The organism is Micromonospora sp. DT178, assembly GCF_049841695.1.
In the GTDB taxonomy this organism is placed as follows: domain Bacteria; phylum Actinomycetota; class Actinomycetes; order Mycobacteriales; family Micromonosporaceae; genus Micromonospora.
Genome location: NZ_JBNCKV010000015.1, coordinates 158,253 through 169,944, shown reverse-complemented (window position 1 = coordinate 169,944; position 11,692 = coordinate 158,253). Strand labels below are relative to the sequence as shown.

At 73.4% G+C, this 11,692-nt stretch carries 7 protein-coding genes; 5 read left to right on the top strand and 2 right to left on the bottom strand.

What is annotated here, in order from left to right; translation table 11 throughout:
* The first annotated feature begins 56 nt into the window (after nucleotides 1–56).
* The 4 genes from ACLQ22_RS24465 to ACLQ22_RS24450 all read left to right on the top strand — a co-directional run bounded on the left by ACLQ22_RS24465 (nucleotide 57) and on the right by ACLQ22_RS24450 (nucleotide 6,850).
* A complete protein-coding gene (locus ACLQ22_RS24465) occupies nucleotides 57–587 on the top strand; it encodes an adenylate kinase (protein ID WP_425694379.1) in 531 nt (176 codons plus the stop codon).
* Nucleotides 588–854: 267 nt separating this feature from the next.
* Complete coding sequence (locus ACLQ22_RS24460; protein WP_425694378.1) at nucleotides 855–5,129, top strand: S8 family serine peptidase; 4,275 nt, start codon at nucleotides 855–857, stop codon at nucleotides 5,127–5,129.
* A 242-nt stretch (nucleotides 5,130–5,371) separates the two neighbouring features.
* On the top strand, nucleotides 5,372–5,794 hold the full coding sequence (locus ACLQ22_RS24455; protein WP_425694377.1) for a hypothetical protein: 423 nt from the start codon (nucleotides 5,372–5,374) through the stop codon (nucleotides 5,792–5,794).
* Nucleotides 5,795–5,977: 183 nt separating this feature from the next.
* Nucleotides 5,978–6,850, top strand: coding sequence for a peptidoglycan DD-metalloendopeptidase family protein (locus ACLQ22_RS24450; RefSeq protein ID WP_425694376.1), 873 nt, complete (start codon nucleotides 5,978–5,980; stop codon nucleotides 6,848–6,850).
* A gap of 114 nt (nucleotides 6,851–6,964) precedes the next feature.
* On the opposite strand, the gene ACLQ22_RS24445 is transcribed toward ACLQ22_RS24450, so the two are convergent.
* The gene (locus ACLQ22_RS24445) at nucleotides 6,965–9,226 is read right to left on the bottom strand and encodes a catalase (RefSeq protein WP_425694375.1); all 2,262 of its coding nucleotides are present in this window, start codon (nucleotides 9,224–9,226) and stop codon (nucleotides 6,965–6,967) included.
* Nucleotides 9,227–9,340: 114 nt separating this feature from the next.
* Here ACLQ22_RS24445 and ACLQ22_RS24440 point away from each other — a divergent pair, with 114 nt between their 5' ends.
* Entirely contained in the window at nucleotides 9,341–10,240 is a 900-nt protein-coding gene (locus ACLQ22_RS24440) for a serine hydrolase domain-containing protein (RefSeq protein WP_425694374.1), read from the top strand.
* A gap of 49 nt (nucleotides 10,241–10,289) precedes the next feature.
* Here ACLQ22_RS24440 and ACLQ22_RS24435 read toward each other — a convergent pair whose 3' ends face one another.
* The gene (locus ACLQ22_RS24435) at nucleotides 10,290–11,684 is read right to left on the bottom strand and encodes an N-acetylmuramoyl-L-alanine amidase (protein WP_425694373.1); all 1,395 of its coding nucleotides are present in this window, start codon (nucleotides 11,682–11,684) and stop codon (nucleotides 10,290–10,292) included.
* Nucleotides 11,685–11,692: the final 8 nt, after the last annotated feature.

Below are 11,692 nucleotides of genomic sequence, written 5' to 3'. Positions count from 1 at the left end.
CGTCCGGATCGAGGCGCCACCGGGCCGGGACCCGACCGGCGGCGTACGCTGCCGCGATGACCGCACCGGCCCGCATCCTCGTCTACGGGGTGTACGGCGCCGGCAAGTCCACCCTGGCGGCGCGGCTGGCCGAGCGCCTCGGCTCGCCGTGGCACCCGGTCGACGACCTGCTGTGGCAGCCGGGCTGGGTGGAGGTGCCGGTCGCGGAGCAGCGCAGCCGGATCGAGGCGGTCTGCCGACGCGACCGCTGGATCCTCGACGGGGCGTACCACGGCTGGCGCGACGTGGTGCTGGCGCGCGCCGACCTGGTCGTCGGCCTGGACTACCCGCGCTGGCTCTCCTTCTGGCGGCTGCTGCGGCGCACCGCCCACCGGCTGGTCAGCGGCGAGGAGATCTGCAACGGCAACCGCGAGTCGCTGCGCAGCGTGCTGTCCCGGGACTCGATCCTGGTGTGGCACGCCACCGCGTTCGGCCGGGCCCGGCGGCGGATGCGCGCCTGGCAGGCCGATCCGGCCGGGCCGCCGGTGCTGCTGTTCCGCTCCCCGGCGGCCCTGGAGAGCTGGCTGTCCGAACTGACCCGACGGTGAGGACCTGTCCCGCAGGCCGGCGGGCGGTGTTCCCCCGCGCGCCCCGGTGAGGTGCGCGGATGGACGGACGCCATTGCCTTGGCCTGCGTGATCACCTAGGTTTCACACGATCGCACCCAGCCGCACCGAGCACTCCCCGGCTCTGGCGAGGCAGCGAGACAGCACCGATCGCGCCGCTCAGTGACTTAGGAGCTCACCGTGGCACATCCCCCCTCCCGAAGAAGGTTCCCCTCCCGTCGGCGGACACCGGCCCGTCTGGTCGTGGCGGTGACGGCGAGCACCATGCTGCTCGCCGTGGCCCCCGTCCCGGCCGTGGCGGCACCGCTGCCGGCGGGCGACACGACAGCCGAGGCGTCAGCCCGCCCGGCGTCGAGCAAGGCGCAGCCCAAGAGCGGGCTCTGGCTGGTGAAGATGGACAAGCCGTCGGTGGTGGCCGCCTCGCAGGCGAGGGCGGCACGCACCGGCGGGATCGACACCCGGTCCGCGGCGAGCACCTCCTACGCGCAGGAGTTGGCGCGGCAGCAGGACACGCTGGTGGACGAGATGGAGGCGATCCTGGGCCGCTCCGTGCGGGTCGCCCACACCTACCGCAACGTGGTGAACGGCCTGGCGGTCGAGGTCAGCGCGGACGAGGCGGCGCACCTGTCCGGCCTGCCGGGGGTCAGCGCGGTCGTACCCGACGAGGTCCTGGAGCTGACGACCGACACCAGCAACGCGCTGATCCAGTCGCCCGCGGTGTGGGAGGGCAGGACGGCGGAGAACGTCGGCACCCGTGGCGAGGGTGCCATCGTCGGGATCCTCGACTCGGGCATCAACCCCGAGCACCCCTCGTTCGCGGCCGTGGACGGCGACGGCTACCGGCACACCAACCCGTACGGCGCGGGCACGTACACCGGCGTCTGCGCCCCGACCCATCCCCAGCACAAGGCGATCTGCAACGACAAGCTGATCGGCGCCTGGTCGATGGTCGGCACCGACGCCCGGGACGACAACGGCCACGGCAGCCACACCGCCTCGACCGCCGCCGGCAACCGGCACGAGGCGACCATGACCGTCGGCACCAGCACGCACAAGGTCACGGTCTCCGGGGTCGCGCCGCGGGCCAACGTCATCTCCTACAAGGTCTGCATGGCCATCGGCTGCCTCTCCTCGGCGACGATCGCCGCCGTGGACCAGGCGATCGCCGACGGCGTGGACGTCCTCAACTACTCGATCTCCGGCCGCGACGACCCCTGGAAGGACCTCGTCGACCAGGCGTTCCTGGAGGCGTACTCGGCCGGCATCTTCGTCGCCGCCTCCGCCGGCAACAGCGGCCCGGGCGCCAGCACCGTCGCGAAGACCGCGCCGTGGAACATGTCCGTGGCCGCGGTCAGCCACGAGCGGGTCATCGCCCACCGGCTCGACGTGACGGGCCCGACGCCCGTCCCGGCGGCGCTCACCGGCATCGCCGCCGTGATCGGGGAGAACTCGCCGAACCCGCCCATCGAGGGTGAGATCCGGTACTCCGGCACCGTCGACGCGAACAACGTGCAGGCCTGCGTTCCGTTCCCGGCAGCGGCGTTCAGCGGCAAGGTCGCCCTGCTGCCCCGGGGCGGCTGCGACTTCTCCGTGAAGGTCAAGAACGCCACCGCCGCCGGCGCGACCGGCGTGGTGGTGCACAACCAGTACAGCGGCCCGCCGATCACGATGGGCGCGCTCGCCGGGACCACCATCCCCGCCGTGATGGTCTCCCTCGCCGACGGGCAGCGGCTGCGCGACCACGCGGCGGCCACCGACGGCCCCGTCACCGTGCGCGTCGACCCCGGCAGCGAGGTGCTGCGCGACGGCGACTGGACCGACGTCGTGGCCGACTTCAGCTCGCGCGGACCCAGCAAGTTCGACATGCTCGCGCCCACCGTGGCGGCCCCGGGCCGCAACATCCTCGCCGCCACCATGGCGGCGAAGGACAACCCGGCCACGTACGCCTTCATGCAGGGCACGTCCATGTCGTCGCCGCACGTCGCCGGCGCCGGCGCGCTGCTGGCGGCGCTGCACCCCGACTGGTCGCCGACGCGGATCCGGTCCGCGCTGGCGGTCACCGCGGACCGCGACGGGGTGGTCAAGGAGGACGGCCGCACGCCGGCCGACGCGTTCGACATCGGCTCCGGCCGGATCAACCTGGCCCAGGCCGCCCGGACCGGCATCGTGCTCGACGAGACCGCCGCGAACTTCGTCGCGGCCAACCCCGACGCCGGTGGCGACCCGCAGACGCTGAACCTGCCGGCCGTCGTCGAGCACCACTGCCTCAAGGTCTGCACCTTCACCCGGACGGTGTCCAGCGTGGCCAAGGTGTCCGCGACCTACCAGGTGGCGCCGCAGGCCCCGACCGGGGCGCGGATCACGGTCGCGCCGACGCAGTTCACCCTGGCGCCCGGCGCCAGTCAGGCGCTGACCGTCACCGTGGACGTCACCGGGACCGCCCGCAAGAACTGGCTCTTCGGCGCGATCAACCTGAGCACCGACGCCCGGCACGCGCCGGACGGGCAGCCGATCGCCCAGGCTCACTTCCCGGTCGCCGTCCTTCCCGCGGCCCCGGACCTGACGGTCGACAGGACCGCGCTGAGCTCCAGCATGGACGTCGCGCAGAACGAGAGCCACACCGTCAAGGTGGGCAACGCCGGCGGCGCCGAGCTCACCTGGCGGGCGACCGGCGGCGGCGCCGACTGCGCCTGGCCGACCTGGGTCAAGGTGACCCCGGCGCAGGGCACCCTGGGCGCGTTCAAGAGCCAGGACATCCAGATCACGCTCGACTCGACCGGCCTGGACGACGGTGGCGTGTTCCGGGCCGACCTGTGCCTGGCCAGCAACGACCAGGACCAGCCGACGACCAAGATCGCGCTGGAACTGACGGTGGTGCCGGTGCCGAAGATCGAGGTGGCACCCAAGTCGCTCTCCGCGCGGCAGCCGGCCGGGCTGGTCACCAGCCAGAAGTTCGCGGTACGCAACGCCGGGCACGGCGTGCTGGACTGGCGGCTGGACGACCCGGACGCCGGCCCGAGCGACGAGCGGATCCGGCTCCTGCGTGACGGTGTCCTGCTGATCCCCAACTCGGGCAGCGCGACCCGTGGGGTGATGGCGTTCGATCCGCAGACCGGCAAGCAGATCGACCCACAGTTCATCCCGCATTTCAAGTTCGACCCGACCAGCAACCTCTACACGCCGTTCCAGGTCGTCGCCAAGCCGGACGGCAGCGGCTTCCTCATGTCCGACCAGGTCAACTCGGTGGTCACCGAGCACGGCCTGGACGGCAGCTTCCGGCGCGTCTTCGCCCCCGCCGGCGGTGCGGGAGATCCGACGGTCATGGGCAACACCCGGGGCATCGCGCTCTCGCCGCGCGGCACCGTGCTGGTGACGGTCGCCTCCCAGGCGAACGCCAACTCGGTGGTCGAGTTCGACGCCGACGGGAAGTTCCTGGGTACGTTCATCGCGCCGGGCGCCGACGGGCTGAAGGGACCGTGGGGCATCCTGTTCCGCGGCGACGACGTGCTCGTCTCGGCCAGCGACAGTGACGCCATCCACAGCTTCAAGAAGGACGGCTCCGCCGCCAACGCCCGCTTCTTCCAGGGGCTGAGCTGGCCCGGCCAGCTCGTGGAGTTGCCGAACGGCAACGTGCTCGCGGCGAGCTGGGGCAGCGGCTCCACCCCGGGAGTCTGGGAGATGGACCGCGACGGCAAGCTGATCGGCGTCTACACGCCGCCCGGCGGAAGCGGATACCAGGGCGTCCACCCGCTCGGTAACGGCAACATCCTGACCACCAGCTCCAAGGGGGTCCACGAGATCGACCGCTCCGGCCGCCTGGTCGAGGTCGAGAACGACAAGGGTGCTGCCCGGTTCATCACCCACGTCCGGCTGCCCGACCTGCAGCCGTGCGTGACGCCCGACGAGGTGCCGTGGCTGACGGCGTCCCGCACGTCGGCCGGCACCGGTGCCGGCCGGTCCACCGAGGTGACGCTCTCGATGGACAGCACCGGGCTGGCCGCCGGTACCTACCGGGCCCAGCTCTGCGTCACCAGCGACGACCCGTCCAACCCGCTGACGACGTTGCCGGTGACGCTCGAGGTCACCGACCAGACCTGCGCCCAGGTCGTCAGCGGTGAGCGTCGGGGTCCGCTGCCGGTCAACGGCGGGGTGACCTGCCTCGCGCCGGGTGCCACGGTGTTCGGACCGGTCAACGTCGCGAAGGGCGCGGGCCTGATCGCGCTCGACGCCAGCGTCAGCGGCCCGGTGACCGCCACCGGGGCCACGGTGGTGGAGTTGACGGGCAGCACGGTCGACGGCCCGCTGTCGGTCACCGGCGTCACCGGTTCGGTGCTGATCAGCGGGACGCGGGTGACCGGGCCGGTCAGCGTGGTCGACAGCCGCACCGGCGACACGCCGGTCGTGGTGTCCGGCAACCGGATCGACGGGCCGCTGCGGTGCGTCGGCAACCAGCCGCCACCGGTGGACGGCGGGGTGGCCAACACGGTCAGCGGCCCGACGTCCGGCCAGTGCCGCGGGTGGTGAGCGGACCTCCCGACCCGGCCCGTCGGTGACGAGGCCAGGCCCGCCGGTGCGGTCGCCGTCGCGACCGCACCGGCGGGCCGCCGTCCTCGCCGGCGGCGGCCCTTACCGCCGCGACGACCGCCGTCCGGCGCGTGGCCACCGCCGACCGGCCCCCGCGCGTGCGCCCGGGTGCGCAGGATTCGCCCCCGCGGTGAGTACGCGGGCTCACGTCCCGCGGCCCCGGCCCGGGCAGGCTGTACGGCATGACCTCGTCGACACCCGCCGCCCGGTCCCGGTACGCCGTCGTGCTCCTGACGGTGGTCTGGGTGGGGGCGTGCCTGGCGTTGCTGTGGTGGTTGTTCACCATCGGCATGGAGGGGTGGGCCGACCACCATTCGAACGGTGACGGGCGGGCGGCGGAGATCGGGCGGCGCTCCGCCCGGGTGCTGCTGTTCCTCGCGGCGACGGCAGCGGGCGGGCCGGCCGTCATCGCGCTGGTGGCGTTCGGCTGCCGGTACCGCCGCACCGGGCTGGTCTACCTGTTCCTGGCCGTCGTGGTCGCGGCGGCGCTGACGCCGGCGGCCGTGGATGCCGCGCGCACCCTCAGGCCGCCGGTCGCGCCCGTCCCGGCGCCGACGACCTGCCAGGAGCACAGCGGCGGTGACAACCGCTGCCCGGGCGGCTGAGCGACCCGGCGGTGCGGTTGCGGCGGCGGCTGGGTGAGTCGAAGCGGCCGGCGCGGATCTCCGGCGCCGGACGGGACGTCGCCCGTGACCCGAAGCCGTGGCGGAGCGGGCTGTCGACAGATTCATTCGTGGCTATGTATTGTCACTGGCCCGACCGGCGTACCGATCAGCAGGGAGCACGCGATGGACCATCTCGACCAACCCGGATGCTGCGGCGACGGCCCGGCGGCCGCCGGTGTCGACCGCCGCGCGGTGCTGCTCGGCGCCGCCCTCGGCGCGGGCGCCCTGGCCGGGCTGGCCGTTCCCGGCCGCGCGTACGCCGCGCCCGCCATCTACAACCCCTTCTCCGGCTATCCCGTCACCGGCACCTGGCAGGACCACCTGAACCGGGGTTCGCTCGGCGGCGTCGACTTCGGCATGCCGGTCGGCACCCGCCTGCCCGCCTGCGGCGCGGGCACCATCCAGAACATCCCGTACAACGGCACGGGTGGGCACACGGTCACCATCCAGCACGCGGACGGGTACCGCAGCCAGTACATGCACCTGTCGCAGTTCCTGCTCGGCAACGGCGCGGCCGTGTCCAGCGGCACCGTCGTCGGTCTCTCCGGCGGCGCGGCCGGCGCGCCGGGCTCGGGCTCGTCGACCGGGCCGCACGTGCACTGGCACATGATCAATCCGGCCGGCGTACGCATCAACCCGCTGGCCTACGTCGGGCAGAACCCCGCACCCGGGGGACTGCCCAAGACCTCCACCGAGCAGGACGGCATCCCCGGCACCATCTTCTACCAGCGCATGCAGAACTGGCTGCGGCTCACCGCCGGATACACCGGCCCCATCGACGGCGCGCCCGGGCCGGGCACCTACGCCGCCCTCCAGCGGGCCATGCGGGCCTACGGCTACACCGGACCGATCGACGGCCAGCCCGGCCCGAACACCTGGCGCGCCGTGCAGCGCCTCGCCTCCGGCTACGGCTACACCGGCCCGATCGACGGGGTCATGGGGCCCAACTCGTGGCGCGGCTTCGCCCGCTTCCTCAACCAGGACAGGTGGGACTGACCGCGACAGCCCCGCCGCACCCGCCGCACGGGCGGCGGCGCGGCGCGGACCGGACGCGACGAGGGCCGTCCTCCCGGTGCTGCGGGGGACGGCCCTCGTCGGCGGACGAGCGCGTCAGGCGACCGAGGCGGGGAACCTCTCCCACACCCGGTGGGCGGCCAGCAGCTGCTGCACGGCGGTGAGGACCTCGGCGCCGGAGCCGCCCGTGACGACGCCGGGCGTGCCGGCGACCCCCGCCTGCCGCAGCACGTCGACGCCGGCGCCCCACGCGCCGATCGCCTTGGCGTGCCGCCAGCACTCGTCGACCAGCAGCAGCACCCGCGGATCCACGGCGGCGGAGTCCGCCGCGCCGGCCTTGGCGTCGCGCGCCGGCGACGCGTCCGACGCGGGCGCCGGCGCCCCGGCCAGCAGGAGCACGTCGAACTCGACCGAGCGGCCGGTGGCGAAGGTCCGCTGCACGGGCAGGCCGCCCACCAGGCCGCCGTGCGGGGCGACGAGGAGCGGCACCATGCCGGCGGCGAAGACCGCCCGGCGTGCCTCGTCGACGTCGTCGAGCCCGGCGGTGGGGTCGACGACGATGCCCACGGTGCGGCCGTCGGCCGGCCACTGCCTGCCCACCTGCGACAGCGCGGGGCTGGGCGCGGGGTCGACGAGCGGCACCGTCGGCTCCGGCGCGGGCAGACCCAGCCCGGTGGCGACCTCCGCGCACAGCACCGGGTCGATGTTGGCGAGGCACCGGAGCTGGCGTTCCCGGATCGCCTGGTGGTAGCACTTGCCCAGCTCGAAGGTGTAGGCGCGGACGATGTGCTCCTTCTCGACCGGCGACATGCTCAGCCAGAACAGGCGGACCTGGCTGTAGTGGTCGTCGAACGAGGCCGGGTTGGCGCGCACCTTGGGCGCCTCCGTCACCGTCACCGGCACGTCGACGAACGCGCCGTCGGTGTCCCCGGCCGGGAAGGGGTTGCCGCCGTCGAGCGAGTTCGGCCGGTACGGTGCGACCCCGGCGTGGACGGCCTGCTGGTGGAAGCCGTCGCGCAGCATGTCGTTGACCGGGGCGTGCGGACGGTTGATCGGGATCTGCGAGAAGTTCGGCCCGCCCAGCCGGGTGAGCTGCGTGTCGACGTACGAGAAGAGCCGGCCCTGCAACAGCGGGTCGTTCGTGACGTCGATGCCCGGCGGCAGATGGCCGACGTGGAAGGCGACCTGCTCGGTCTCGGCGAAGAAGTTCGTCGGCGTCCGGTTGAGCGTCAGCTTCCCGAGCGGCTGCACCGGCGCCAGCTCCTCCGGCACGATCTTGGTCGGGTCGAGCAGGTCGATGCCGGCGAAGGTCTCCTCGGGGGTGTCGGGGAAGACCTGGAGGCCCAGCTCCCACTCGGGGAAGGCGCCGGCCTCGATGGCGTCGTAGAGGTCCCGGCGGTGGAAGTCCGGGTCCACGCCGCCGAGCAGCTGCGCCTCCTCCCAGGTCAGGGAGTGCACGCCCAGCTTGGGCTTCCAGTGGAACTTCGCCAGCGCCGTCTCGCCGGCGGCGTTGACGAGCCGGAACGTGTGGACGCCGAAGCCCTCCATCATCCGGTACGAGCGCGGGATGCCCCGGTCGGACATGTTCCACATGGTGTGGTGCTGCGCCTCGGTGTGCAGGGAGACGAAGTCCCAGAAGGTGTCGTGCGCGCTCTGCGCCTGCGGGATCTCCCGGTCGGGGTGCGGCTTGCCGGCGTGGATGATGTCGGGGAACTTGATGGCGTCCTGGATGAAGAAGACCGGCATGTTGTTGGCGACCAGGTCGAAGGTGCCCTCGTCGGTGTAGAACTTCGTCGCGAAGCCGCGGGTGTCGCGGACCGTGTCGGCCGAGCCGCGCGAACCGAGGACGGTGGAGAACCGCACGAAGACGTTGGTCGTCCTGCCCTTCGCCAGGAAGCCGGCCTTCGTCACGCCCTCGGCCGTGCCGTAGGCCTCGAAGACGCCGTGCGCGCCGGCCCCACGCGCGTGCACGACGCGCTCGGGAATGCGCTCGTGGTCGAAGTGGGTGATCTTCTCGCGCAGGTGGTGGTCCTGGAGCAGGACCGGACCGCGCGGCCCGGCCTTCAGCGAGTGGTCCGTGTCGCGCAGCCGCGCCCCCTGCGCCGTCGTGAGGAAGGCGCCCTGCTGACCGTTCGCCGTCGTCGGCGCGCCGGTCGCCGCGCCGGTCGGCGTACGGGTCTCCGGGGCGCCCTGTTCCTTCTTGGGCGGCAGCGGATCGTGTGGCGTCGTCGGCTCCTCGACGGTTGGCGGGGCGCTGCCCGGCGCGCCGGGCACGTCCGGGGTCAGCGCGTCGGCCACCTTCCCGGCTGCGGCCTCCACCACGTCCTTGACCGCCTTGGCGGGCTTGCTGGCATCCATCTGGCGAGTTCCTCCACGAGAACGGTGTTGAGCAGGCGTCCTGGCCCGTACCCCGAGCCGGGCGGCGGAAACGGGGACGCGCCGCCGGCCCGCCGGCTCGCGTATCGTCCGCCCGTGAGCGCCGACCTCCTCGACGACTTCGTGCGGGCGGACCGCGACCGTGCGCTGGGCACGTACGGCATCCGCGTGCACCGCGAGGGCCGCCCGCCCGTGGAACACCGCTTCCGCTCCGACGACCGGGTGAACCTGTACTCCGTCGCCAAGACGTTCACGTCCGTGGCCGTGGGGCTCGCCGAGGCGGAGGGGCGGCTGAGCCTCGACGACCGCCTCCTGGACCACCTGCCCGAGCTGCGGCCGATCGCCGCCGACGGGCTCGGTGCCGTCACGCTCCGCCAGCTGCTGACGATGACCAGCGGCACCAGCCACCGCTGGTTCGCCGACGAGCCGATCACCGCCGCCGACCTGCTCCACGAGATCGTCGCCGCGCCGCTCGCCGCCGCGCCCGGCACCCGCTTCGCCTACACGGGTTCGGGCCCGTACGCCCTCGGTCGGGTGATCGCCCGGGTCACCGGGGCCGACCTGCGCTCGTTCCTGCTGCCGCGCCTGTTCGCGCCGCTGGACCTGCACGACCCGCCCTGGCACACGTGTCCGCTGGGTCACCCCCTCGCGGAGAGCGACCTCTTCCTCCGTACCGAGGAACTCGCGCGTTTCGCCCAGCTGCTGGTGCAGGAGGGCAGGTGGAACGGCCGGCAGGTGCTGCCCGCGCAGTACGTGCGGCGGATGGCGGGGGAGCGGGTCGACACGAGCGCCGTCACGTACGGCGAGCCGTACACCCACGGGTACGGGCTGGGCGTGTGGATCGACCGGGCCGACACGTACCGGCTGGACGGCCGCTACGGCCAGTACGTGGTGGTCAGCCCCGCGCGGCGGGCCGCCGTCACGGTGACCGCGCACGCGGAGCGCGACCAGGAGCTGCTCGCCGCGATCCACGAACTCGTCGTCGCGCGGCTGTGACGCGCCGGTGCCGTCCACCCGCGGGGATGGACGGCACCGGCCGTGGTGGTCAGCAGCGTGGCACGCCGGGGATGAAGCCGTCGTGGCCGGTCAGGACGTACGCGTCTGCGACGTACCGGTTGGTGCCGATGCGGTCCCAGATGTTGCTCGTGCCGTAGGGGCCGGTCACCGTGGTGCCGACGGCCTGGCAGTAGATGCTGACGGTCGCGCCGTCGGCGACGGAACCCACGACGGCGTAGCCGGTGCCGGGCCCGGAGCGCACGTTGAGGCTCACCCCCTCGGTGTTCACCGTGCCGGAGCCGACGCCGGTCTGCTGGTTCACCAGCTGCATGTAGTAGGCCCAGTTCCAGTTCGGGCCCGGGTCGGTGTGGGTGGCCCCGGGCACCTCGTTGTGGCCGATGATGTGCGTCCTGGTCTTCGGGATGCCGTACTTGTTGGCGAGGCTGCGGGTCAGCGTCGCCGACGCCCGGTACATCGCGTCGGTGAACCAGGCCGCGTTGTCGACGTAACCCTCGTGCTCGATGCCGATGGACTGGGTGTTGTAGGTCCAGTTGCCCGCGTGCCAGGCGATGTCCTTCTCCCGCACCGACTGGGTGACCGCCCCGTCGGAGGAGCGGAACGTGTAGTGCGCGCTGGCCTGGGCGGCCGGGTTCTGGAACCAGCTGATCGAGCCGGCGTAGCTGCCCTGCGTCACGTGGATGACGATGTACCTGACGGAGTGGCTGGTGGGTCGGCTGGCCACCGTGTAGTTGCTGGTGCTCGCCGGCGCCCACGCGGCCGGCCCGTAGTCGGTGCTGAGGATGCCGGCCCCGTCCGACGCGGCGCCCGGCAGGTCCCGCTCCGGGGCCACCTGCCGGCCGGGGACCTTCGCCACCCCGGCGTGACCGGTCTCGAAGCCGGTGCCGAGCAGGTCGTAGACGGCGTCCGCGTAGAGGCGGGCGAGCGACGGTTGGGACGCGCCGCCGTAGCGGGCGATCGGGGCGTACCACTCGTCGACGTCGTCACGCTCGGCCGCGGTCAGGCCCGCCTGGTCGGCGTAGGAGCGCAGGACGGCGGCCGCTCCGGCGATGTTCGCGGCGGGGTCGGCGCGCAGCGCGGCACGGCTGAGCCCGGTCAGCGTGGCCGCCTCGTCCAGGGTGTGCAGCTTGGGGTTGCTGACCAGGTGCATCATGCCGTAGCCGCCCGCCGCGCTGGGAGCGCCGCCGTGCCCGTCCAGGCGGGTCTCGGCGTAGCCGAGGGCGACGAGCAGGTCGCGGGGGACGTCGTACCGGCCGGCGGCGGTGTCGAAGGCGGTGGCCAGCCGGGCGGACGCCGGTGGGGCACCCTCCGGGGCGGCCGACACCGGCGCGGCGGCCAGGGCTGATTCGGCAGTCAGGACCAGGGTCGCGGCCAGCACGGCGCTGAGCAGCCCACGCCTGCGTCGCACGGCGGGTCGAGCAGTCATCTGCACCC

Bases quoted from the DNA above. Each gene is read 5' to 3' on its own strand.
- ACLQ22_RS24445 (WP_425694375.1), bottom strand. From the start codon at position 9,226: ATGGATGCCAGCAAGCCCGCCAAGGCGGTCAAGGACGTGGTGGAGGCC.
- ACLQ22_RS24435 (WP_425694373.1), bottom strand. From the start codon at position 11,684: ATGACTGCTCGACCCGCCGTGCGACGCAGGCGTGGGCTGCTCAGCGCC.
- ACLQ22_RS24465 (WP_425694379.1), top strand. From the start codon at position 57: ATGACCGCACCGGCCCGCATCCTCGTCTACGGGGTGTACGGCGCCGGC.
- ACLQ22_RS24455 (WP_425694377.1), top strand. From the start codon at position 5,372: ATGACCTCGTCGACACCCGCCGCCCGGTCCCGGTACGCCGTCGTGCTC.
- ACLQ22_RS24450 (WP_425694376.1), top strand. From the start codon at position 5,978: ATGGACCATCTCGACCAACCCGGATGCTGCGGCGACGGCCCGGCGGCC.